Below are 25,844 nucleotides of genomic sequence, written 5' to 3'. Positions count from 1 at the left end.
GACTTGCCCCTGTGGCCGACCCCACGTGGAACGGGATATCGGCGATGAAACCCTGGCTACGCCCTGTCCAGCGCCTGCGCGACTGGAACCCCTCGCTCTCGGGGATGACCGACCTCGTCCACGCCCTGCGCCGCAACCCGAAAGAGTCGGCGGCGCTCGTGGTCCTGGTGTTCGTCAGTAGTCTGGCCTTTCTCTACGTCGACGACAGCCAGCAGGGCACCTTCACGCTATTCCTGTTTGCCCCCGTTATCCTCGCAGCCCTGGCGTTTGGCATCTACGGAGGTTTTTTCGCAGCTCTGGTTGCGGCCGCGCTGATCGCTCCCTACTCCGCCCTGACCCTAGCGCCGGAACACGCCTGGCTCTGGCTGGATTGGGGCATCCGCGCCACGTGGCTGACCGTGATCGGGGTGCTGGTCGGTATGCTCTCCTGCGCGGTCTGTAACCTCGAGGGCCGCGTCAACCTGCTGCGAGGGCTCAATCCGGAAAATGGCGACCCCGATTACGACTCTGCGCAGAAACACGTGGAAGTTCTGCTGAGCAGCACAACCGGCCGCGACCAGTACGCGAATGTCACGGAGGTGCGGGTAGCGAATTTCAAGGCGTTGCAGCAGCGCTTCGGCACACGGCGCATGGATGAAGTCATGCAGGTTCTGGCGGAGCGCATCCGCCTCGTGATGCCCGCGGGAACCTTTGTCAGTCGTTCGGCCCCGGACTCGCTCTCCGTAGTCAACAGCTCGCATGCACCCTGGAACCCCGCCGAGCAGACCGAGCGACTGCGCTCGGTCCGCGAGACCCCGCTCCAGATTGACGGCCTCGAGATTCATACCGAGCTGGTCTCAAGCACGGTCAGCCAACGCATGGAACCGCTCGCAGCGAGCCCCGGCATGGGCGATACGGCCGCCCCGCTCTCCAACATGAGCGACGCCGCAAGCCGCCTGCTGGCGCGTGCGCGCGAGGCCCTGACGGCCGAGTCCGATCTGAACTCCGGTGGACCCGCCCCTTCTTGGCACGGCGACACGCAACTGCTGGGCGAGATCGCCAAGGCCATCGAGGACCAGGAAATCCAGGTGGTCTATCAGCCGGTCCTCGAGTTGCGCAGCCGCAAGTTCCTCAAGCTCGAGGCCTTGCCCCGCTGGAACCATCCCATCCGGGGACTCATCCCGCCCAGCCGTTTCCTGCCGCTGATCGAACACGCGGGGATGGTCCAGCATTTTGCCCGCTGGGTAGTCGAGGACGTTGTGGAACGTCTGGCCGAGTGGAAAGCCAAGGGTTACGAGCCCGTCGTTTATCTGGACCTGCACCCTCACATGCTGCATGACCACACCTTCTTTGGAGAGGTGGCGCGGCAGCTGCGGACCCATGACCTATCCCTGGCACAACTGGGCTTACAGATCCACGAACGCTACGTGATGTCCTTGAAAGGTCGGCAACTGCGGCATCTGCGCCATCTGCGAGCGTCCGGCATGCGCTGTGTTGTAGACAGCTTCCACGGCAAACATGTGCCACTCACCCACTTGCGCACCCTCCCCCTGGACACGATCAAGCTGGATGCCAAGGCCCTGTGCTACGCCTCCGGGAAGCTGCAAGACCCGCGCTCCATCCAGGCCATCGTGCGGATGGCGCATGACCTTGGACTATCGGTGATTGGCGCCGGGATCGAGAACCCCACGCAACTCGGCGAATTCGTGCATCTGGGCTGCGACGAACTCCAGGGTCCACTGCTCGGCAAGCCGGTCGAACATACCCAAGTGGACAGCCTGATGGATGTCCACTTCTCGCAGATCAAGCCGCTTACGGCCACCCTTGCGCCCGCGAGCGAAGAAACGGCACTTGATCCAGCCTAGTCGCCACATTGAAACGGCCTGAACGGAGAGAGCGCCTTCGGCATTCAAAAACCATCAGCGGCGGGACTCGCTCACCGATGACTGCGGCTCGCCCACTACTCAGACCCTTTTGTGCAGCGCCTGATGGATGGCGGTCAGGAGCTGTGCCTTGCGATAGGGCTTGCGTAGCACCGGTGCAGAGCTTCCGGACGGATTGCCAACCATCGGCTCGTCACCGGTGTAGCCGGACGCCATGACGATGGGCAGGCCCGGTCGCACCTCGCAGGCCTGCGCGACTACATCGGTTCCCGACAAACAGCCCGGCAGCACCACATCGCACAACAACAGATCGAGCTGCGCATCGCTGCGGAGAATCTCGATCGCCGTGTCGGCGTCCTCAGCTTCGCACGTCTGAAAACCCGCCTCGCGGAGAATGCCCGTCACCAGCTCCAGGATCTCGGGGTGATCCTCGACGATCAGGATGACCTGCCCCCAACCCTTGTCCAACACGTCCGGTACGGGTTCGACAATCAAGTCGGCCGGTTCGCTCGAGGCGGGCAATAACAAGGTAAAGGTGGTCCCGGACCCCGGCTCGGAGTTGACCTGAATCGACCCTCCCGACTGCTGGAGGAAACCGAACACCATGCTCAGACCCAGGCCGCTGCCCTGCCCCGTCGCCTTGCCACTAAAGAATGGCTCGAAGATACGGTCCAGCTCGTCCGGATACATTCCGGTGCCCGTATCCCGCACCGTTACCACCAGGAAATCGCCGTCGCCTGCGTCAGCGTCGAGCTCACCCACAGCAGCGTCACCGTCCGCGTTGCGCATCCCGATCTCCAGCACGCCCCCTTCCGGCATCGCATCGGCAGCATTGAAGGCGAGGTTCAGCAGGGCACTCTCCAGCTGACTTCGGTCCATATGCACCGGCAGGATTGATTCATTCGGGGTCAGGATGACCAGTCGGCTCTGCTGCCCGAGCGAGGCCTCGAGAATCGGCCGCATCTCTTCGAGGAGATCCTGGAAATCCAGCCTCTCGGGCATCAAGGTCTGGCGTCGGGCAAAGGCCAGCAGGCTTTGCGTGAGGTTCCGGCCGCGTTCCGCGGCCTGCTCGATGACCCTCAGCAGCCGAGCCGGTTGCGACCCTTGGGGCACATGCTCTGCGAGTCGATCGACGTTGCCCAGAATGACGGTCAACAGATTGTTGAAATCATGCGCCAGACCACCAGTCAGCCGCCCCGTCGCCTCCATCCGCTGCGCGTTCATCAGCTCGCGCTCCAGCCCCCGTTTCGCCGTGACATCGCGCTCGACCGACACCCAGTGGGTAAACCATCCCGTCTCGTCGGCCAAGGGCACGATATCCAGCTCCAACCACAGCTCCTCGCCGCTCTTGGTGTAGTTCAGGAGCTCGGCCCGCACCGGGCGCCACTGCTCCAGAGCACGCCGAATCCGGCGCAGTTCTGCAGGCTGCGTCCCCGGTCCCTGGAGCATGCGTGGCGTATTTCCAATGGCTTCGTCGAGCGTGTACCCGGTACGTCGCTCGAACGCCTCGTTCGCAAAGATGATCCGCGGCCCCGGGTACTCAATCGGCTCGGCTTCCGTAATCAGGACAATATCGTTGATTCGCGAAATCGCCGCCCGCAGCAGCTTGAGGTCCTGCTGTTGCTTGCGCTCCTCGGTCACATCCAGGAGGTACACGGTCAGACCGTCCGGAAACGGGTAAATCCGCACATCAAGACACACACCGCGGGGTTCAAAATGGGCCTGAAAGGTAACCGCCCCCCCTCGCCGCATCGCCCGGCGAAACTGCACTCCGAACGGGTCACTCGGCGAGAATCGCCCCTTGCCCCAGATGGAACGGGCCTCTTCCGGTCCACCCGGCAACCCGAGCAAGCTCCTCGCCTTGAGGTTGGCGTAGGTCAGCCCATACTCCCGGTCCACCGTGAAGAACGCGTCCGTGATGCTCTCGACGGTATCCTGCAGGCGAAGATCCAGCGCCCGGGCCTCCTCGCGCAGTTGTCGTAACGCCGTGATCTCGATGGCCGAGCCCAGCCAGCGCTGGACGACGCCATACGCCGACTTCACCGGAATCGCCTGGGCCAAATGCCAGATGTACTCGCCATCCGCACGGCGAAGGCGCACCTCGCGCAGATAGAGCTCTCCTGTCGCCACAGCCCGGCCCCATTGCTCGAGCGTGGGGTCGCGATCGTCCGGGTGGAGACAGTCGCGCCAGGCGCTCAGAAAATCCTCCTTGGAAGCCCCGGAAAAGCGCGCAAACTGGGCCCCGACATAGTCCAGCTCGCCATCCGGTCCAGCGGTCCAGACCTGAATCGGCATCACGTCCGCAATCTGCTCGTAGCGCGCTCGCTCGTCGCGTAGACATTCCAGCCCCCTGCGTTCCTGAGCAAAGACGGACTGGTGGTAGTAAAAGACAAAGAACACCGCCAGCACAGCGGCCGTAGCCCCCAGCCGGTTCGCCAGCACATAGTCCATCGAAAAACCTTCTGGCGCGGGGGGCGACAGCAGGAGCCCGACCCAGATCGCCGCCACCGCCAATGCAGTCACCAATGCCAGAAAGCGACCACCACCGGCATAGAAGGCCAGCACAATCAGCGGTATGTAGAGAAATCCGTGCGCAAAGCCGAGCTGCGTCACCCACTCGGTCGCCAGGATGAGCGCCATGCCGGAATACACCGTCGCGGCCAGGACCCAGCTCCGCGGCTCTGAAGCCTCCATGTTCGTCATTGCGTCCAACTACCTTCAAGCCAAATACGCATTGACCAACAAGCACCCCCGCGGATGAACCACCCCGGATTTTCGGAAACTCGCTGGTTTGGGGCACGCCGCACGAGCGGACCTCTGAAGTCGTTGATGGTACTCCGCTTGAGTTCGACCCCGTTCCCGCGGGCCGTTTGCAAGGGGCTTTTTTGTCGCTGCGAGTTCCAGTCGAGCCGAGCGAGTGTCAGGCAGGTCAGGCCCCAGGCTAAACCGCACCTCCAGCGGGTCGCCGATCGGGTGCGGGGCCAGACGAAGAAGGCGCCACGTCAGGCATGTGGGTCGCGCGGTCGAAACCACTTCTCCTCTTTGCCAAGTGCGGCGCTGACCAATGCATCAAGTCCACCTCCTGCCCAAGCGCCATAGCGTTCAGCACCTGAGAGCACTCTCCCGCACCCACCATTCGGGAACCCCCCCTTCCCCCAGCCGTGCTGCGCTCCCCGCCCCTGGACCCCCTCCCCAGAGGCGGGGTGACTTCATACCGGGTCCAGGCCTGATCCGACCGCTCCAACCGAGCCCCTCACGCCATCCGTGTCCCCTGCCCAGGCTGGCGGCCTCGACTTCCCGCTGGATCACGTTTGACGCCAGGCAACCGTGCGCTGGCGAACATACGGCGCTGACGCAAGGTGCAAGACTGAAGTCGTTGCCTACGACGGGGTAGGCCAGCCCGGCCCTGACCCACCTGCGTCCGGACAAGGAGAAGGTCATCGACATCAAGGCGTTCGGATCTTCCTCGCGTACGCGCGAGGCGCTTCGCCACGACCGCGACACCGAGTTGCTGCGTTCGGAGCTTCTGAGCGTCGAGCAGCTCAAGCGGCATGCGGTCACGCTGGCCGAGCAGCACCGTATCGATCCCCGCCCCGGACCGGACCGGCTGCTGCCGCGCCTGGCGGACAATGAACAGGTCCTGATCGCGGCCTACGATGTCATCACCGCGACCCGTGCCGAAGTACCGGGCCAGCGAATCGTGCCGGACGAGGCGTGGCTGCTCGACAACTTCTACCTGATCGAGCAGCAGATCGCGATGGCACGACGCCATCTGCCCGACGGCTACAGCCGGCAGCTGCCGCACCTGGCCGATGGCCCCTCGGCGGGCTTCCCGCGCATCTACGACCTGGCGCTGGGACTGATCTCGCACATGGATGGGCGGGTCGATCGCGACAACGCCACCGAGATGATCGCCGCCTATCAAACCGTCGAGCCCCTGAAACTGGGTGAGCTGTGGGCGTTCCCGATCATGCTCCAGCTGGCCTTGCTGGAGAACCTGCGCCGCGTTGGGGTGCGCATCGCCCAGCGTCGCGTGGAACGTGACGCGGCCATCACCTGGGCGGACCGCATGCTCGCGGCCGCCGAACGCGAACCCGCGCAGCTGATCCAGTTGCTGGCCGAGTTTGCCAGTGCCGATGTGCCGCTGACGGCGCCGTTTGTGGAGGAGTTCTACGGCCGGCTCCAGGCGCAGGGGCCGTCCATGGCCTTCGTGCAGACCTGGGTCGAGCAACGGTTGCAGGAACAGGGGGTCACCACTACCGGGTTGTCCGAGGCGTATGGACGCACGGCGGCAGCCAATCAGATTTCCATCGCCAACTGCATCGGCAGCCTGCGGTTCATCTCCTCGATGGACTGGAAGCAGTATGTCGAGTCACTCAGCGTAGTGGAACGGATCCTGAGCGAGGATCCAATGGGCAGCTACGCCGGCCAGGACTTCGCGACCCGCGACCGGTATCGCCACGTCATTGAGGAAGTGGCGCGCCACAGCGGCCGCAGCGAACCGACCGTCGCGCACGAAGCCATCGGTCTGGCGCAAGCGGCAGCCACACACCAGAACCACCGCGACCGCAATGCGCATGTGGGCTACTACCTGGTCGACCGGGGACGTCCGGACCTGGAGCAGGCAGTGGGCTATCGGCCCTCGTGGAGATCCCGCATCCGCGGGGTGTTCCGGGAACACAGCCTGCCCCTGTATCTGGGGCCCATTGGGTTGCTCACGCTCCTCATCGCAGGGGGTGCGGCATCCCTTGGAGGCTTCTTCGGCGCCGGTTCCGGGTGGAACTGGCTGCTTGCGCTGCCGCTCTTGATCGCCGCCTCGGCGCTGGCGATCGCGCTGGTAAACCTGCTGTACACGCGCGTTCTTCCACCACGGGCCTTGCCCCGCATGGATTTTTCCCACGGGATTCCCGACCGCCACCGCACCATGGTGGTCGTACCCACCCTGCTGGGAAGTCCGCAGGATGTCGATGATCTGCTCGAAGCCATGGAGATCCGCTACCTCGGGAACCGTGACCCCAACCTGTTTTTCGCCCTGCTGACGGACTTCCGCGACGCGCCCGAACAAACCATGCCCGGGGATGAGGCCCTGCTCGCCCATGCGCGCAGTGCAGTCGAACAACTCAACCAGACCTACAGCGACGATCGCCCCTGCATCTTTTACTTGTTCCACCGGCCCCGGGTGTGGAATCCGTTCGAGCAGATATGGATGGGCCATGAGCGCAAGCGCGGCAAGCTGGAGCAGTTCAATGCGCGGCTGCGAGGCGAAGCCCTGACCGCCTTCTCCGATCTTGTTGGCGATCCGTCCGTGCTCGCGTCGATCCAGTACGTCATCACCCTGGATACCGATACCCAGCTACCGCGCGACGCCGCCCGCGCCCTGATCGGCAATCTGGCGCATCCGCTCAACCGCCCGATCTACGACCCCGACAAGGGCCGCGTGGTGGAGGGCTATGCGATCCTCCAGCCCCGCGCGATGATCAGCCTGACCAGCGCCGAGCAGTCGCACTTCAGCCGATTGTTTGCCGGTGAGTCCGGCCTCGACCCGTATACCCGTGAAGTGTCGGACGTCTACCAGGATGTCTTCTGCGAAGGCTCGTTTATTGGCAAGGGCATCTACGACGTGGATGCGTTCCGCCAGGCCGTCGACGGACGCTTTCCGGAGAACCTGATCCTCAGTCACGACCTGCTCGAAAGCGGGTATGCGCGGTCGGCCCTGGTGACCGATATCGAACTGATCGAGGAACACCCGGCCAGTGTTGCCATCGAGGCCAGTCGGCGCCACCGCTGGATACGGGGCGACTGGCAACTGGCAGGCTGGCTGCGCCCGCGGGTACCGGGGCCGCCCGGCCCGGACGGATCCATGGGACCGCGCCAGCCGAACCCGCTCTCGGCCCTGTCGCGCTGGAAACTGTTCGACAACCTGCGGCGCAGCCTGGTCGCGCCCGCGCTGGTACTCCTGCTTGCAGGGGGCTGGCTGCTGGGACCAGCGTGGCTGTGGACCCTGCTGGTCGTGGCCGTGGTGCTCCTGCCCACCCTGCTGTCCAGCATCATCGAGCTGATCGACAAGCCAACCGGACGCGACTGGGCGCCACACTTGAACCTGACCGGACGGTCGACCGGCCGGCCGCTGCTGCTTGCCCTGCTGACCCTGGCCTTCCTGCCCTACGACGCGCGGATCAGCGTGGGTGCGATCCTGCACTCGGGCATCCGCATGCTGTACACGCGCAGCGGTCTGCTGCTGTGGTACCTGCCATCGTACGCGCGCCGCAACGCCCGCCAGACGCCGGCCGGTTTTTTCCGGGAGATGGCGAGCGCACCCGGCCTTGCCGTCGTGCTGGGCGTGCTACTGGCCCTGACCGGCAGCCCGGCGGCGGTCTGGCTTGCTGCCGCCCCAATCCTGCTGCTGTGGCTGATCGCGCCGGTGATCGGCTGGTGGATCAGCCGGCCGCTAATCGTTTCCACTCCGGACCTGAGCGCCGATCAGCGGGCCTTCCTGCGGGCCGTGGCCCGACGTACCTGGCGCTACTTCCTGGACTTCGTCGGCCCCGAAGATCACTGGCTCCCACCCGACAATTTTCAGGAATCCCCCGCCCCGGCCATCGCCACGCGGACCTCGCCGACCAACATGGGCATGGCGCTACTGGCCGATCTGGCGGCGGTCGATTTCGGATATCTCACGACCGGGGAATGCCTGGAACGCATCGGCAACACCCTGGGCTCGATGGAGCAGCTGGAACGCTATCGCGGGCATTTCTACAACTGGTACGACACCCGCACCCTGCAACCCCTCCAGCCGCAATACGTATCGTCGGTGGACAGCGGTAACCTGGCCGGCAGCCTGCTGACCCTGCAAGCCGGCCTGGAGGAACTGAAACACCAACCGATACTGACCGCGAACGCGTGGCAGGGCCTACAGGACACCCTGGAGGTGCTCGCCGAACACTTGCCCCCTGCTTCCGCGCCCGAGTTGACGAAAACCGTCGGCCGGCTGCAGGAGACCCTGCGCACCCTGATGCTGAACGGCCCCCCGCAGACCCTGGAGGCCGCCACCCGTGCGCTCGGCGAACTTCACCGACTCGGGGGCATGCTCCTCGAGGAGCCGTCGCCAGGTACCGAGATCGACCCTGAACTGGATGCCTGGACGCAGGCATTCCAGCGCCAGGCCCAGGCCCTCCAGGAGGAGTTCGCGCAGCTGGTTCCCGCCACGTGGCCGGACAACGGCCTCCCGACGCGGGCGGAACTGGCCCGGGCGGATACTGGAGGTGGCGGGGCCCGGGCGCAGATCGACCGCATCGATGACCTGATCGGGCGTTGCAGCGCACTGGCGACGATGGATTTCGAGTTTCTCTACGACGCGCCGCGCGACCTGCTGGCCATCGGCTATGACGTCACCGAACGGCGGCGTGACCCATCGTGCTACGACCTGCTGGCATCGGAAGCCCGCCTGGCCAGTTTCCTGCTCATCGCGCAGGGACAGGTGCCGCAGAAACACTGGTTCACGCTCGGCCGCCTGCTGACTCGCCATGGAGGCGACATCAGCCTGATCTCGTGGAGCGGCTCCATGTTCGAGTACCTGATGCCGCAGCTCATCATGCCGAGCTACACCAATACCCTGCTGGACCAGACCGGCAAGGCGGCCGTGGCACGCCAGATCGAATACGGCCGTCAACGGGCAGTGCCCTGGGGTATATCCGAGTCCTGTTACAGCGCCACGGATCTCCATCAGGTGTACCAGTACCGCGCCTTCGGCGTGCCCGGCCTCGGCCTGAAGCGGGGGCTGGGCGATGACCTGGTGATCGCACCCTACGCCAGCGCCCTGGCCCTGACCGTGGCACCGCAGGACGCCTGCCGTAACCTCCAGAACCTGGCGGATCAGGGATTCCTCGGCGCCTACGGGTTCTACGAGGCGATCGACTATACGGCGACCCGGGTGCCGCACGGCAATCCGCATGCCGTTGTGCGCTCCTTCATGGCGCATCACCAGGGCATGAGCCTGCTCGCCTTTGCCCATGTCCTGCTCGATCAGCCAATGCAGCGCCGTTTCATGTCCGATCCGCTGGTGCGGGCGACCGAATTGCTGCTCCAGGAACGGGTGCCAAAGAAGGGCGCCACCGTGCACCCGCACGCCGCGGAGGTCAGTGCCGCCGCTCGACCCTCCGGCGCGGACACCGGTTCGATCATGCGCATGTTCACCGACCCGGACACGCCGATGCCCGAGGTTCATCTGCTGTCGAACGGTCGTTACCACGTCGTGGCGACACATGCCGGCGGCAGCGCCAGCCGCTGGCGCGACCTCGCCGTCACCCGCTGGCGCGAGGATGCCACCACCGATGGCTGGGGCACGTTCATCTACCTGCGCGACCGCGACAGCGGCACCTACTGGTCGACAGCCCACCAGCCCACCCTGCGCCCCGCCGACCACTACGAGGCGATCTTCGTCCAGGGGCGGGCGGAATACCGCCGCCGCGACCACGCGATCGAGGCCCACACCGAGATCTGTGTCTCGCCCGAAGACGATGTCGAGATCCGCCGCGTCACCCTCACCAACCAGTCGTCCAGTACCCGCCACATCGAGGTGACCAGCTACGCGGAGGTGGTGCTGGCGCCGTTGAACAACGACCTCGCGCACCGCTCGTTCAGCAATCTGTTTGTGCAGACCGAGATCCTGCCGGAGCGCCAGGCGATCCTCTGCACGCGGCGCCCACGCACGCCGGGCGAACAAGTGCCCTGGATGTTCCACCTGATGGCGGCCCCGGGTGCGACAACCGACGAACCCTCCTACGAGACCGACCGTGCCCGCTTCATCGGCCGCGGGCGCAGCGCCGCCAACCCGCTGGTGCTCGACAAGCCGGACAGCGAGGCGACCCTTTCCAATACGGATGGGCCGGTGCTCGATCCCGTGGTCGCGATCCGCCGCACCCTGACCCTGGCGCCCGACGAGTCGGCCAGCGTGCAGATCATCTCCGGGGCCGTGGACACCCGCGAGACCGCACTGGCCCTGCTGGAAAAGTATTGCGACCGCTACTTTGTCGAGCGGGCATTCGAGATGGCCTGGTTCCAGAGCCAGGAGGTGCTGCGCCACATCAATGCCACCGAAGTCGATGCCCAGCTCTTCGGTCGCCTGGCCAGTTCCGTCGTGTACGGCAACGCCCTGCGCCGCACCGAGCCCGCCACCATCGCGCGCAACCGGCTGGGCCAGTCCGGGCTGTGGCGCTTCGGCATCTCGGGGGACCTGCCCATTGTCCTGTTGCACATCCGCAGCCTGGATCGCATCGGCCTGGTCAGACAGATCCTGCAGGCCCACACCTACTGGCGTCTGAAGGGCCTGGCCGCCGACCTGGTGATCGTGAACGAGGACTTCTCCGGCTACCGCGCCCTGCTCCAGGATCAAATCATGGGGCTGATCCACGCCGGACCCGAGGCGCAGGTCGTCGACCACCCCGGCGGGGTCTTCGTGCGGCGTGCCGAAGAACTGACCGAGGACGAACGGGTCCTGCTGCAGACGGTGGCGCGGATCGTCTTCAGCGACACGGCCAAGACCCTGAGCGAAGAGATGGACCGGAGGCTGTCGGCCAAGTCGCTGGATCGGCGGGTCTCGAACAAGGGACGATCGGTGGATCGGCGCCGCTCGAAGCCGGGCCGATCGGTGGACCGGCGCGTGACCGCAACGCGTGCCTCCGATCTGCTGGAACCCGCCAAGCCTGCCACCCCCGAAGCGGTTCATCCGCTGGCGTCACGCGAGCGGGTATTCAGCAACGGGCTGGGCGGCTTCACCCCCGACGGGCATGAATACGTGGTCACCCTGGAGCCCGGCCAGACGACCCCGGCGCCGTGGGTCAACGTCATCGCCAGCCCCCACATTGGCACGGTCGTCAGCGAGAGCGGCAGTGCCTACACCTGGGTCGAGAACGCGCACGAGTTCCGCCTCACCACCTGGCACAACGATCCGCTCTCGGACGCCAGCGGCGAGGCCTTCTACATCCGCGACGAGGAGACCGGGATGTTCTGGTCACCCACGCCGCTGCCAGCCCGCGGCCAATCCGGCTACGTATGCCGGCACGGGTTTGGCTACAGCGTGTTCGAGCACACCGAATCGGAGATCGCCTCGGAGCTGCATACCTACGTCGCCATGGACGCGCCGGTGAAGATCGTGCGGGTCAAACTGAGCAACACATCGCAGCGGCCACGCAGCCTGTCGCTGACCGGGTACTGGGAACTGGTGCTCGGCGAGTGGCGGCACGCGAACATGATGCACATCGTCACCGAAGCCGATGCGCAAACCGGGGCGCTGCTGGCCCGCAATGCCTACGGCCGCGAATGCGCCAACCGGGTGGTGTTTGCCCATGTCGGCGGACGCGAGCGCTGGATCAGCGGGAGTCGCAACGAATTCATTGGCCGCAACCGCTCGCTGGCCAGCCCGGAGGCGATGCGCCGTAAGCGGCTGTCCGGCAAGACCGGGCCCGGCCTCGACCCGTGCGCCGCGCTCCAGACCCGGATCGAACTGGCTGCAGGAGAGGAACAAGAGATCGTGTTCGTGTTCGGTGCGGCCGCCAACGCCGACGAGGCGCGCCAGTACATCCAGCGATTCGGCGGACGCGCCGGCGCGCGCCACGCACTCGAAGCGGTCTGGGAGTTCTGGAATCACACGCTGGGCGCGGTGCATGTGGACACCCCCGACCCCGCCCTGAACGTGCTGGCCAACGGCTGGCTGGTGTATCAGACGATATCGTGCCGGCTGTGGGGCCGCAGCGGCTATTACCAGTCCGGCGGTGCCTACGGGTTCCGGGATCAGTTGCAGGACACCATGGCGCTCGTCCATGCCACGCCCTGGCTGGCCCGCGAACAGCTGCTTCGCTGTGCCGGACGCCAGTTCCCGCAGGGCGACGTGCAGCACTGGTGGCACCCGCCCAACGGCCAGGGCGTGCGCACCCGGTTCTCCGACGACTACCTGTGGCTGCCCTATGCCGCCTGTCGCTACGTGGCAGCCACCGGGGACACCGGCGTGCTCGACGAGTCCATCGCGTTCCTGGAGGGCCGCGAACTCCATGCGGACGAGGAGGCCTATTACGACCAGCCGCAGACCTCGTCGGAATCGGCCAGCCTCTATGAACACTGCGTGCGCGCCCTTCGGCACGGGCTGCGTTTCGGCGAGCACCACCTGCCGCTGATGGGTTGCGGCGACTGGAACGACGGCATGAACCTGGTCGGCAACGAGGGCAAGGGCGAGAGCGTATGGCTCGCGTGGTTCCTGTTCGAGAACCTTGAGCAATTCGCCGACCTCGCGCGCAACCACGGCGACGCGGACTTTGCCGAGTTGTGCACCGCGCAGGCCGAAGCGCTTCGCGACAACATCGAAGCCGAAGCCTGGGACGGTGCCTGGTACCGGCGCGCCTGGTTCGACAATGGGACTCCGCTGGGTTCGTCCAGCAACGAGGAGTGCCAGATCGATTCGATCAGCCAGAGCTGGGCGATCCTCTCCGGGGGTGGCGACCCGCTGCGCGCCCGCCAGGCAATGGCGGCGGTGGACACGCGCCTGGTGCGACGCGACGCGCGGATCATCCAGCTGCTCGACCCGCCCTTCGACCACTCCGACCTGGAACCGGGGTACATCAAGGGCTACATCCCCGGTGTGCGCGAGAACGGCGGCCAGTACACCCATGCCGCGATCTGGACCACGATGGCATTCGCCAGGATGGGCGACACGGAACGCGCCTGGGAGTTCTTCGCCATGCTCAATCCCATCCACCAGGGCAGCACCCCGGAGGCGATCGAACGCTACCGGGTCGAGCCCTACGTGATGTGCGCGGATATCTACGGCGCCCCACCGCACACCGGCCGCGGCGGCTGGACCTGGTACACCGGGGCGGCCGGCTGGATGTACCGGCTGACGGTCGAGACCCTGCTGGGCCTGCACCTGGAGGCCGACCATCTGCGCATCACGCCCCGCATCCCTGCGGACTGGGACGCCTACCGCATCCACTACCGCTACCGCGAGACGGTCTACCACATCACCATCCGGCCGACCGGGGAACCCGAAGGTCAGGTGACCCGCATGACGGTGGACGGTGTCGAGTGCCCGGATTCACGCATCCCATTGGTGGACGACCACCAGGAGCATCATGTCGAACTCCATCTCGTTACAAAGGCGTGATCGCGCCCACACCAACCAGCCACCGATGCCGCATGGCCCACACGGCCCGGCCCATCGGCCCGGAGGGATGGCACCGCCCATTGAACCGGCCGCGTGTTCGCTAGCGCACAGACCCCCTGGAGGGTCGGTGCCAGGGTTGGGCATGAGCGTTCGACCCCGCGCGGACACCGCGCCGCCCTGCCATCTGCATGCGTCCGGTCGAATCGTTTGTGATGAATCTTTACACCTGGTGGTACACGCAGACGGCCACGAGGCGTGCCGAACCCCGAATGCGACAGGGACGATACCATGAGGCTTGAGTACCAGATGAGGGATGAGTACCAGACCAAGAACGCATTGCGGCGCGCGGCGGAGGCCCGCCTCGCAAGGGTCGCTTCCCGGGAGCCCCCCGAATCGACCCAGGCACTCGTGCACGAACTCCGGGTTAACCAGATCGAACTGGAGATGCAGAACGAGACCCTGCGTCAGGCCCAGCATGAACTGGAGGAATCGCGTAACCGCTATGTCGATCTCTTCGAATCCGCCCCGGTGGCCTATGTCATCCTTGCGCCCGATGGCCGGTTGACCGACGCCAATCAGCTCGCCACCCGGCTCCTGGGCCTCACCCAGGCACAGTTGCTTGAACATTCCTTCGACCAGTTCATCGCTTCCTGCGACCGGGAGCGGTGGCAGGAACGGGCCGCGGCCGTGTGGGCGGGCCGCCTCGACGCACCCCAGGAGCACGAACTTCTACTCCAGAACGCGGAGGGCTCACAGTTCCCGGCCCAACTACAATGCGGCGTGCTGGACCGCTCCCACACCGGGACCACCATGCGCATCGCGTTCTTCGACATCACTGAGCGCGCCGAGGCCGCGGCAGAGATCCACCGGCTGGCCTATTTCGATGCGCTGACCGGCCTTCCCAACCGTCGGCTCCTACTGGACCGCCTGGCCCAGACGCTGGCGGCATCCGAGCGCAAGGGCCTCTACGGCGCGATCGTGTTTCTCGACCTCGACGATTTCAAGGTGCTCAATGATACCCGGGGTCACGACGCCGGCGATCGGCTCCTCGCCGAGTTGGGACAGCGCCTGCGTGCCGGGCTGCGCGAAGGCGATACCGTGGCGCGCATGGGCGGAGACGAATTCGTGGTCATCCTGGATGGCCTGGGGCCGACGCGGGACAGCGCCGCCCTGCTCGCCCAGAGCATTGGCGAGAAACTGCGTCAAAGCATTGCCGAGCCCGTCAATCTCGGCGACTTCGCGTTCCACTGCACGACCAGTATCGGCGTGCGCCTGTTCGGTCCGGGCGAAGCCGAAGAAGAATTGCTCCAGCATGCCGATCTGGCCCTGTACCGGGCGAAATCGGCCGGACGTAACCGGGTAATCTTCTTTGACCCGTCCATGCAGGCAGTGCTGGATGCCCGGGGCATCCTGGAGGACGCACTGGGCCAGGCGCTAAGCAAGGGACAGCTCGAACTGCACTACCAACCCCGGTTCGATGGAACACGGCGCGTGGTGGGGGCCGAGTCGCTGCTCCGCTGGCGACACCCGAAACACGGATTGATGGCGCCTGGCGCCTTCCTCGGGATGGCCGCGCAGACGGGTCTGATCCTGCCCATCGGACGCTGGGTGCTGGAGATCGCCTGCGCCCAGCTCGCCGCCTGGGCGCAGGATCCCACTACCCGCGAACTTACCCTGGCGGTCAATATCAGTGCGCTGGAGTTCCGGCAGGCCGATTTCATCGATCAGGTCCGCCAGGCACTGGAGTCCACTGGCGCCAATCCGGAAAAGCTGACCCTGGAGCTGACCGAGGGCGCGACCCTCGACAGCAGTGAAGCGACCATCGCACGGTCGTGCCAGCTTATGGACCTCGGCGTTCGCTTGTCGGTGGATGACTTCGGACGGGGGTGGTCGTCCCTGTCTCGCCTTACACGGCTGAGGCTGCAGGAAATCAAGATCGACCGATCGCTGGTGGCCAACATGGGTCAACCGGGCAATGACGCCACCCTGGTTTCGGCCATCCTCGCCCTGTCCAAGAGCCTGGGGCTCGCGACCGTTGCCGAAGGCGTGGAAACCGAGGCACAGCGCCGTCTCCTCGCCGATCAGGATTGCGATACCTTCCAGGGTTTCCTGTTCAGCGCGCCACTGCCACTGGATGATTTTCAGCGGCTATTGCGCAAGGCAGGGCCGCGCCCTTAGCCGTTGCGGTGAGCAGGGCTCGTCGAGGTTCTGCTCCGCATTTTCTGTCGCAGCCGTTCCTGCCCGCTCCAGATTCTGGCAAGGGCACTCCTGGAGAAGGTAGTGCCATCGCCCGCTTCTGCGCAGGTACCCATGCGGTCGAGGGCGTCACCGGCGGCGTTTCCGAGTTCGTTGGCGGTCATGATCTCTCCTGTCTCCGGACTGAATGCGAGTTCCACAGCGCGGACGGCCCGTCTCGTCCAGGCTCCCCCGAGTAGAAAACCGACAGCCCGCTACCCGGGCTGACCCGACTTAGGGAAACGCTACCGAACAAGAATGCCATCCCCCCGGGGACGACTCTGTTCGCCGCCGAACAAAATCACCTTCCGTGCACGGCCCCTCCGATCGCCCACCGGCCCAGGCGAGGCCTACCCGCCCCTTGGTCCACACGGGTTGGGTGGCCCACGCGCCGGGTGAACTCAAGCCCGCACGCCTGCTCGCCGGCCCCGCCTTACTGCCTGGCCTTTCTCGCTTCGGGAAAGACCCGCGATGTGTGCGGGATCGTACAGACAGCCCATCGGGCACGCGCCAGACTTTCTCACAGGTGCTGGTCAAGAAGACCCGGCCACAAAACGGCCCACAACACTGAGGGAAACGCCATGACACTGGGAACCATTCTGCTCATCGTCCTTGTCCTGCTGTTGATCGGCGTGATCCCGACGTGGCCGCACAGCCGGAACTGGGGCTATGCCCCGGGCGGGGTAATCGGCGTGGTGCTGATCATCCTTCTCATCCTGCTACTCACCGGCCGGATCTAGTCCCCATCGTTCCTGCCGACGGACATGCCGCCACCGACACCCCGAAGCCAAGGCAGCACCTGACCGACACCGTCCACGGTGACTTGGTCCATACCCATCTGGAGAACAAGAAATGAGACAGTTGCGATATTTACCCCCGATCTTCCTGACCCTTTTGCTGGCCCTGCTCCTCGCGGGTTGCGCTGCATCGAATGAACGACAGACTGTCGGCGAGTACGTCGACGACAGCGTGATCACCACCAAGGTGAAGGCGGCATTGTTCAACGAGCCATCCCTGAGCGGCTTCGAAGTCAGCGTCGAGACCTACGAGGGCCGCGTGCAGTTGAGCGGCTTCGTCAGTTCCCAGGAGGACATCAACAAGGCCGTCGAGATCGCACGTGGCGTCGAGGGCGTACGGTCGGTCGAAAACGACATGCAGCTCAAATAGCGGTCGGACCCCGCTACGCACGCTCGGCCACCCTGCCGAGGCCGCGATCGCGGTGACGCGCCGCCACTCGTCCATGCTCCATGACGGCCCGCCCATTGGGGCGGGCCGTCATCGGTTTGCCCTGGGGAAACACTGATTAATGTACACGTTCGCGCTCGAGTCGCTTTTGCGTGCGAACAAGGCGCGGTGACTGCCGTGCAGTCATTCTGCACAAGGGAACCGCAACGCCGTTCCCACGCCCGTTTTTGTCAACAACGGGCGGCCGAGCCCCTGCGCTCAATAGCTCGTGGGGTTGGCGCCCCCTGTTCCCCGATCCTGCGTTGCGCCGCTTGCGGGTAGAACCACTACCCGCTACACGACGCGCGTTGTCTCGGCAAACAGGGGGCACCAACGCGGGCGTGCGATAGATCAGCGTCTCCCTAGTCCCGCAACCCGGCTTCCAGCCTCTTGGTCTCGGTGATATCGACCATGGTGATCACCACCCCGTCGATCACGTTGTCCACCCGCCGATAGGGCATGATGCGGACCGTGAACCAGCGCCCGTCGTCGGTCGTGATCTGTTTCTCCGAGACGGCCAGGGTGCGCAGGGTATCGCGGGCATCGTCATGCAGTTCCGGGTATTCCAGGCTGGTGGTCAGATCGCTCAGCGGCCGGCCGACATCGCTCTCCCGGAGTCGGAAGACCCGGGCCGCCTGATCGGTATAACGCCGGACATCCAGATTCTGATCCAGGAACAGGATGGCGATATCGATGCTGTTGAGCACGTTCTGCATGTCGCTCTGCGCGAGCGCGAGATCGTCCAGCTTGGCCTGCAGCTCGGCATTGATCGTCTGCAGTTCCTCGTTCATGGACTGCATCTCTTCCTTCGAGCTGTTGAGCTCCTCGTTGGACGATTGCAGTTCCTCGTTGGCGGATTGCAGCTCCTCGGTCGCAGCCTGCGAGTCTTCCCGGGCCGTGCGCGCCTCCTCGCGCAAGGCCTCGATCTCGGCGCGGTATTGCTGCAGCTCGGCGGCATGCGCGGCCGGCATTGCCCCCTTGCCCTTGTTCCTGCGCCCACCCTGCCCGGCCGTGCTCGGGGCCAGATCGCGGAATACGATCATGGTCATGCCCCGCAAGGGGGATGCGTCATGAAAGGCATGCACGGTGACATCGACGCGCTGCACTCCGGCGTGCGTGGGCACCTCCAGGCTATGCAAGTGCACGGGGCAGTCGGCCTTCGCGGCCTTTTTCAACGCCCCGGCCAGAGGTCCACCCAGGCCTTCGCGCGCCATGGCGAAGATATTCCAGTTGGCCTTGCCGGCGGCCGGCTCGAGGTACTTTCCGGTATGGCCGCTGACGTAGACGATATCCCCGTCGGCATTGAGCACGACCGCGGCCGGCGCGTACACCTGCAGCAGGACCTGATCGGCCGCCGCCTGCAGCGCATCGGTGGGTTGGGAGGAAACCTCGGATGGGGACACGGGACGCTCCTTGCTCGGGCCGGACAGGGGCGGGAAGGCATGAGGCAGGAAATCACGCCCACCCATGTAGGTGTGATCCTGGCGCTGATAGAACCGCAGCCGCGACTCGATCGGCGTGAACAGATGGTTGAATTGCCCGACGGTCTCGGAAGTCCCCAGAAACAGTACGCCACCCGGGCGCAGACTGTAGTGGAACAGGGGCAGCAGCTTGCGTTGCAACACCGGCCCAAAATAGATCAGCAGGTTGCGGCAGGCAATCAGGTCGAGCTTGGTGAATGGCGGATCGAGGATCACGTCATGCTGGGAAAACAGCACCATGTCCCGAATGCCCGGTATGACCTGATAGTGGTGTTCATGGGCGGTAAAGAAACGCGCCAGCCGTTCGGGCGACACATCGTCCGCGATCGCGAGTGGGTACCGGCCCCGGCGCGCGGTCGCAATGCCGTCCGGGCTCAAATCCGACGCGAAGATCTGCAGCGTGACGGCAGGCGGCTGCGGCGATCGCTCCATGACCTCGGTGAACACCATGGCCAGCGAATAGGCCTCCTCGCCGGTCGAACAGCCAATCACCCAGGCGCGAAGCTTCTCTGTCCCCTTCTGGCGCTCCAGAAGCTCGGGCAGCACCGTATCCGCCAGATACTCCCAGGCGGCGGGATCACGGAAGAAACTGGTCACGCCGATCAGCAGTTCCTTGAACAGCAGTTCGGCTTCCTGCGCGTTGTGTTCAAGGAACGCTGCGTACTCCTCCAGCGAGGCGATGCCATGGATGGCCATGCGCCGTTCCGTCCGGCGCTGCAGCGTGCTGGGCTTGTACAGCGAAAAGTCATGGCGAATCCGCTGCTGCAACGCGGCAACGATCCGTTCCAGAGGCGTGGAGATGTCCGAGGGTAGCGCCTCGCCCGAAACGGCGCTCGCCTCGCGCACGACGGCCAGGATCCGTTCCGGCAGCTCGCTCGGCGTCGCCACGATATCGGCACACCCCGCATTGATCGCGCTTCGGGGCATCGAGTCGAACTGCGCCGATTCGGGGTCTTGCACCGCCGTCAGGCCGCCCACGGCCTTGATCGCCTCCAGGCCCGCCGTTCCGTCCGAGCCCATACCGGAGAGCACGACACCGATGGCGCGTTCGCCTTGCCCACCGGCCAGCGACGAAAAAAGGATATTGACTGGCAAGCGCATGCCCCGTGGCTCCGCGGGTGCGCCCAGATGCAGCGTCGTGCCGACCACGGTGAGTTCCGTGTTCGGCGGAATCACATACACGTGACCGGGCTCGACGCGCATGCCCTGTTCGGCCGCACGCACCGGCATGGCGGTGACCCGTTGCAGCAGTTCGGGCAGCAGCCCCTTCTGGGTGGGATCAAGATGCTGCACCACGACACAAGCGATGCCACTGTCCGGTGGTATGCGGTGCAGAAACTCCTCCAGCGCGACCAGACCGCCGGCCGATGCCCCGATACCGATAATGCGCACCGCCTCCGGAGCATCGACAGGGGAATGGTTACCCATACTCAGCGCCTCCCGGGCAGACTCATCGCGGCGATGATTCGCACCTCGAGACGATCAGCAATACATCCTCGCCCCCCGGGCCCAGGCTCGCGGTGATTCGCAAAAGTTCTGCGCCATCACCCCCTCGGCTGCTGGATTCAACCGAACAGCAGACACCCCCGGCGCCTTCCCGGCACGCTTCAACCACGCCCTGGATCGCCGACTGGCTGCCCTGCGCGAACCACGACGCCAGGGGCTCGCCCTCGAGTCCATCCGGTACCGTACCGAGCAGCTCCGCGCCGGCGCGATTGCCTTCGCGGATTCTTCCATCGAGCCCGACAACCAGGTACCCCACCGGTGCAAACTCATAGAGACTTCGATAACGAGCCAGGGCCTGGTCCAGCTCCTCCTGATCGGTCTTTAGCTGGAAATTCTGCAGATCCAGCTCGACCTGGTGGGTCTGCAGTTCACTCAGCAGCCTGAGCGCATCCGCGGCGGTATCGGGGTCGCTTGCCAGGCGGTAAAGGAGCGTCAGCGAATCCGGGCCCACCGTCCAGCCACCGGTAGGCGGAGCCGAGCCCTCTTTAAGCCGGGACTCGGCCTCATGGCGCAATTGCAACTGTCTCTCGAACTCCGGGCTCAGCTTCCGCATCGGTCCTCCAGTCAAATCCATCCCGAGGTCACCGCCCCTGGTGCGCGCATAATAGCCCGGTGCCGGGCCGTTCTGCTTCCCGGCGGACGCACCGCGATCGCAGCCGGTGACCGGTGTCACCCGCGGGAAGTCCGGGTCAGGTGGAATCCTTGATGTCCTTCTTCAGGTCGCCATATCCCGCCTGGAGCTTTCCACCCGCCTTCTGAGCGCGCCCTTTCACTTCCAGTTCCTTGTTGCCAACGACCTTTCCAGCCGTCTGCTTTGCCTGGCCCTTCGCCTCTTCGACGCGGCCCTTGATCTGGTCCTTGTTCATGCTTGTTCTCCCATTAACGGTTGTCGATAAAAAGGAGTCACGTCCGGGATGGCCGCCCGGCCCATCCGTCATTCACTTATGGGACCCGACCCGCGTCCCGGAGGCGGTCTCCGGCGTGCTCGAGCGACCACTCGCGTTCCCGCGGTTTCGCCAGCTCCAAGCTACACGGGCCCCAAGCCCAGCGTCTGTCTGCTGCCGAACAAAACCCGGCCGCGGGACGCGGCCCCGCCCGCCCTCCGATCGGCATGCGGCCATGCGGGCGTCTGTGCGCCACAGGCGCCAATGCGGTGCACTGGCAGCTCGAATGAGCCCCGAAACTCCCTGTGCGGTGCCGCACCGACGGGCAATCCGGCCACGCATACGCTTAAAGGCGAATCACCGGGTTCGGACAGCCTGTCGCCGAACCCGTCCAAACCAAGGAAAAGCTCATGAACCAGATCATCTACATCGTCGGCGCCATCGTTATCGTCCTGTTCATACTGGGATTCTTCGGACTCCGATAGGCCTCGCATCGTCGCGGCGGAGGGTCCGCCTGCGGCTTTTCCGGGCTGTGCCGCGCAGCCCGCCGGCCATTCAGGGAGCGATCACAGGCCCCCATCCGCCAGACAGAGTGCAGCCCGGGCACCCTGTCCGGCATGGCCGGTTGCGCGCCAGGGAGACCCTGTTCCATTCGCACGTCGCGCACCGGTGGCCGACGCACCCGTCGAGCGCCCTGCCGGAGACCCCGCTCTCCATACCTACGCGCGTACCGGAGGCGTCTCCGTGCTTGCGTGCTCGAAGGGCACCAGACGCTGCCGTTCCTCGTCCCACAGGGCGAGCCGGGCGCAATGGAGGCTTTGCTTCAGCGTGACACGGCTGATCTTGCGAAGCTGCGGATGGTCTTCCAGCACCTCGGGCAATCGGTAGAACGGAATGCGGCTGGCGAGATGGTGGACGTGGTGTACCCCGATATTCGCGGTCATCCAGCGCAACACCGCAGGCAGCTCGTAATAAGAACTTCCGTAGAGCGCCGTTTCCTGGAAGCTCCACGCCTCGTCGTGCGCCCACCGCGTATTCTCGAACTGGTGCTGGACATAGAACAGCCAGACGCCGATCGAACCCGCCAGAACCGCGATCGGCAGATGCACCAGGAGAAAGGTGCCCGCACCCACCAGCCACATCATCGCAACGACGACCAGCGCAATGCCCACATTGGTACCCATGGTGCTCAGCCAGGGCATCCATCCCGCGCGCAGGAACCCAACGGGTAGGCGGTTGCTCAACATGAAAAGGTACACCGGACCCAGCCCGAACAGGATCAGCGGGTGCCGGTACAGCCGGTAACGCAGGCGTTGCGAGGGAGACAGCGCCTGGAATTCACGCACACTCAGGGTTTCGATGCTCCCCTCGTCCGCGCGATCCAGATTGCCGGAGTGCGCATGATGGAGGGCGTGCGTGTGACGCCAGAAGTCGTAGGGCGTGAGCGTGAATATGCCCAGCACCCGTCCCACCCAGTCATTCGCGCGCCGGGACGGGAAGAATGACCCGTGCCCGCAGTCATGCTGGATCATGAACAGCCGCACGAGAAACCCGGCAGCGGGAATGGCCAGCACCAGGCCGACCCAGTAGCCGGCGCTCACACTGGCCCAGGTCAGAAACCAGAAAAGGCCGAACGGGATCACAGTAACGACCAGTTCAAACCCGCTGCGCGCGAGAAGCGGCGTACGATACGCGGACAGTGCGCGCTGTAACGCTCGGGGATCATCGGCGGGTTCGACGACCGCTGCTTGTGGCTCCATGCTGGGACTCCGTACTTGGCTCGACGCCAGCGTCCGGGTTCGCAACCCACCGCCGGCCAGCCGGTTTCTAACACCGGGCTATCGGTCTCGATACTAGGAACGGGTCCGAAAGCCGTACACTTCCAGCCTATACTGGGGCCAGGCGCGTTCACCGTATGTTCGATCCCACACATTGTGCCCGCGGAACCATGGCAGCTTCCGCTCCGCCCCTCCGCGAACCTTGTCGTCTGTTCGCCTCCGCGAGTCCGTGCAGACGCCCTGGTCACGCCAATTGGACACACACATTGAACGTGGAACGTCCAAACCTCTGTAGCACCCGGGTGTTACTCGATCTGCCCGCTGTTCAGTCTCGGCTCCGCGTGGCCCGGGGCGACACGCATGCGAGTGGACGCCCCCCGAAAGAATCCTTTCGAGTTCACGTTTACGTGAATAGAGCGTTGACGCCCAGCATCCGTAAGGCTATTAAACCAACATGGCGTGGTAATGATCGAATCCATGAACACTTCAGCCAGCGTTGGGACGCCGGCGCGCTTGCGGCCACCGGGGGGGGCTTATGTGCTGATTCAACCTTCGGGCAGGGGGGCCAGGATGCCGTACTCCGATAGACTTCGCGCGAACCAGTTGCTCGCAGGACTTCCGCTCGAGGACTACGCGCATCTTTCCCCGCACATGGAGGCGGTACCCATGCCGCTGGGGGAAGTCCTGGCCGAGCCCGGACACCCGATGCGCTACGCCTACTTCCCCACCACGGCCATCGTGTCCCTCCTCAACGTCATGCAGGATGGTGCAACAACCGAAGTCGCCGTGGTTGGATACGAGGGCATGATCGGGGTCTCCTTGTTCATGGGCGGCGAAAGCACATGCAGCCGCGCTGTCGTGCATAGTGCCGGACACGGGTTCCGGATAAAGGCCCAGGTCCTGAAAGAGGAGTTCACCCACGGCGGTCACATGCAGCAATTGCTGTTGCGCTATACCCAGGCGCTGCTGACCCAGATGGCACAAACGGCGGTATGCAACCGTCATCACACCCTGGACCAGCAACTCGCCCGCTGGCTGCTGCTGAATCTCGACCGTCTGCACGCGAACACCCTCGAAATGACCCAGGAACTGATCGCGCATATCCTGGGCGTGCGCCGGGAAGGCATCACCTGCGCCGCCGGAAAACTGCAAAAAGCGGGCCTGATCGAGTACCACCGCGGGCACATCACCGTGCTCGACCGGCCCGGGCTGGAGGCGTGTGCCTGTGAATGCTATACGGCGGTCCGGGCGGAATACCATCGTCTGCTGTCAACGTCGCCTGATCTGCAGCCGGGGAGCCTCCTGGCCGTGTCTCGCTGACAGCCCCCTGGATCGACGTGGATGAAGCGCCTGGGGCCAGGCCCATCCACCACGAACGTCGCGGGCCCGGGTGCCATTCGCATGCTCTCGCACGCCTCCCCATCGCCGCAGTTATACAAGAACCGCCGCAACCTCCAGCCACCCCTCCTGCCGCAAACCAGGCGATGCGATCCCGAGCACCTCGACCCGCCGCACCCATGAATGGGTGTCTCCCTCCGCGACAGCATGCCGGTCGATCCCTCTCGACGCGGTAAGGATCGTGTTTCTTGCACCCCGGCCCGCCGCACCCTAGCGTGACGGGCTTACTCAGGCACGGATCGACCCATGCGCCAGATGTCTCCCCGAGAACTACAGGACTACCTCGCCCAGGCGGAGAACCCGCCGCTGCTCCTGGACGTACGCGAGCCCTGGGAATACGAGCACTGCCACATCGGGGGCTCGCAACTGCTCCCGATGGGCCAGATCCCGACGGCCTATCAGGATCTGAACGCCGAGGACGAGATCGTGGTGATCTGCCACCACGGGGTGCGCAGCCAGCAGGTCTGCGGATTTCTGGACCGGGCCGGGTTCCAGCACGTGATCAACCTGACCGGCGGCGTCGATGCCTGGGCGCGCGATGTCGACCCCCACATGCCGACCTACTGAACCGCGTGTCCCGCAGACCGGCCCTGTCGATCATCATCCCGGCCTGGAACGAGGCCGAATGGCTGCCGCGCACCCTGGCGGCGGTGCAGGAAGCGCTGTCCGGCATTGACCGGAACAGCGAGATCATCGTGGTCGATAACGCCTCGACCGACCGCACGCCACAGATTGCCCAGGCCGCGGGATGCCGCGTCGTGTTCGAACCCGAGCGCCGCATCAGCCGCGCCCGCAATGCCGGCGCGGCCGTAGCCTGCGGCGATTACCTCCTGTTCGTCGATGCCGACACCTGGCCCGACCGCGCCCTGTTGCAGGCAACACTGGACGCGCTGGACAGCGGCGAGGTTTGTGGGGGTGGCGCTCGGGTCACGTTCGACCACCTCAGCCACCGGATCTATCGCTGGGGTGCCACCGCGTGGAACACCCTCTCCGCGCGCCTGGTTCTGGCGGCTGGCTGCTACGTCTTCTGCACCCGCGAGGCCTTCGCGGCGGTGGGCGGCTTCAGCGAGGCCGTGTACGCGGGGGAAGAGGTGTTCCTGTCCCGCGCGCTGAGACGCTGGGGCCGCGCGCACGGCCAGCGCGTCGAGATCCTGGAAACACCCGTACTGACCTCCGGCCGCAAGGCGGACTGGTTCCATCCAGGCCGCCACATCCTCGTGGTGACGCAGGTGCTGCTGTTCCCCTGGAGCCTGCGCTCACGCCGCCTCAGCTGGTTCTGGTACACCCGCCCACGCCGGCATTAACAAAACACATCGAACTCCAGA

Annotated in this window: 13 protein-coding genes; 8 read left to right on the top strand and 5 right to left on the bottom strand. The window is 65.2% G+C overall.

Going from position 1 to position 25,844, the window contains the following annotated elements:
* Positions 1-104: 104 nt before the first annotated feature.
* On the top strand, positions 105-1,844 hold the full coding sequence (locus G335_RS0110150; RefSeq protein WP_018176680.1) for an EAL domain-containing protein: 1,740 nt from the start codon (positions 105-107) through the stop codon (positions 1,842-1,844).
* A gap of 99 nt (positions 1,845-1,943) precedes the next feature.
* Here G335_RS0110150 and G335_RS0110145 read toward each other — a convergent pair whose 3' ends face one another.
* Complete coding sequence (locus G335_RS0110145) at positions 1,944-4,565, bottom strand: PAS domain-containing sensor histidine kinase (protein ID WP_026304819.1); 2,622 nt, start codon at positions 4,563-4,565, stop codon at positions 1,944-1,946.
* An 805-nt stretch (positions 4,566-5,370) separates the two neighbouring features.
* Here G335_RS0110145 and G335_RS0110140 point away from each other — a divergent pair.
* The 4 genes from G335_RS0110140 (at position 5,371) to G335_RS0110120 (ending at position 17,415) form a co-directional block, all read left to right on the top strand.
* Positions 5,371-14,013: a GH36-type glycosyl hydrolase domain-containing protein gene (locus tag G335_RS0110140; protein ID WP_018176677.1), complete on the top strand. Its 8,643-nt coding sequence runs from the start codon at positions 5,371-5,373 to the stop codon at positions 14,011-14,013.
* Positions 14,014-14,421: 408 nt separating this feature from the next.
* Positions 14,422-16,191: an EAL domain-containing protein gene (locus G335_RS0110135; RefSeq protein ID WP_018176676.1), complete on the top strand. Its 1,770-nt coding sequence runs from the start codon at positions 14,422-14,424 to the stop codon at positions 16,189-16,191.
* 638 nt (positions 16,192-16,829) lie between these two features.
* Positions 16,830-16,988 carry a DUF3309 family protein gene (locus G335_RS14000; RefSeq protein WP_018145506.1) on the top strand — a complete coding sequence of 53 codons (159 nt, stop codon included), beginning with the start codon at positions 16,830-16,832 and terminating at the stop codon, positions 16,986-16,988.
* A 112-nt stretch (positions 16,989-17,100) separates the two neighbouring features.
* Positions 17,101-17,415, top strand: a complete 315-nt coding sequence (locus G335_RS0110120; protein WP_018169928.1) for a BON domain-containing protein — start codon at positions 17,101-17,103, stop codon at positions 17,413-17,415.
* A gap of 419 nt (positions 17,416-17,834) precedes the next feature.
* On the opposite strand, the gene G335_RS0110115 is transcribed toward G335_RS0110120, so the two are convergent.
* The 4 genes from G335_RS0110115 to G335_RS0110095 all read right to left on the bottom strand — a co-directional run bounded on the left by G335_RS0110115 (position 17,835) and on the right by G335_RS0110095 (position 23,103).
* Positions 17,835-20,381, bottom strand: coding sequence for a chemotaxis protein CheB (locus G335_RS0110115; RefSeq protein ID WP_018176674.1), 2,547 nt, complete (start codon positions 20,379-20,381; stop codon positions 17,835-17,837).
* A 22-nt stretch (positions 20,382-20,403) separates the two neighbouring features.
* Entirely contained in the window at positions 20,404-21,012 is a 609-nt protein-coding gene (locus tag G335_RS0110110) for a PAS domain S-box protein (protein WP_018176673.1), read from the bottom strand.
* 136 nt (positions 21,013-21,148) lie between these two features.
* Positions 21,149-21,325 (bottom strand): CsbD family protein, encoded by a 177-nt coding sequence (locus tag G335_RS0110105; RefSeq protein ID WP_018176672.1) that lies wholly within the window; start codon positions 21,323-21,325, stop codon positions 21,149-21,151.
* 737 nt (positions 21,326-22,062) lie between these two features.
* The gene (locus G335_RS0110095; RefSeq protein WP_018176670.1) at positions 22,063-23,103 is read right to left on the bottom strand and encodes a fatty acid desaturase; all 1,041 of its coding nucleotides are present in this window, start codon (positions 23,101-23,103) and stop codon (positions 22,063-22,065) included.
* 684 nt (positions 23,104-23,787) lie between these two features.
* On the opposite strand from G335_RS0110095, the gene G335_RS0110090 reads away from it, so the two are divergent.
* The 3 genes from G335_RS0110090 (at position 23,788) to G335_RS0110080 (ending at position 25,823) form a co-directional block, all read left to right on the top strand.
* On the top strand, positions 23,788-24,441 hold the full coding sequence (locus tag G335_RS0110090) for a Crp/Fnr family transcriptional regulator (RefSeq protein ID WP_018176669.1): 654 nt from the start codon (positions 23,788-23,790) through the stop codon (positions 24,439-24,441).
* Between the two features lie 324 nt (positions 24,442-24,765).
* Positions 24,766-25,086, top strand: coding sequence for a rhodanese-like domain-containing protein (locus G335_RS0110085; protein ID WP_018176668.1), 321 nt, complete (start codon positions 24,766-24,768; stop codon positions 25,084-25,086).
* Between the two features lie 5 nt (positions 25,087-25,091).
* Entirely contained in the window at positions 25,092-25,823 is a 732-nt protein-coding gene (locus G335_RS0110080; protein WP_018176667.1) for a glycosyltransferase, read from the top strand.
* Positions 25,824-25,844 lie beyond the last annotated feature (21 nt).

This window comes from Thioalkalivibrio sp. AKL8, assembly GCF_000380525.1.
Taxonomy (GTDB): Bacteria; Pseudomonadota; Gammaproteobacteria; order Ectothiorhodospirales; family Ectothiorhodospiraceae; genus Thioalkalivibrio; species Thioalkalivibrio versutus.
Note: the sequence above shows the minus strand (reverse complement) of the source record. Positions and strands in the feature narration are given on the sequence as shown.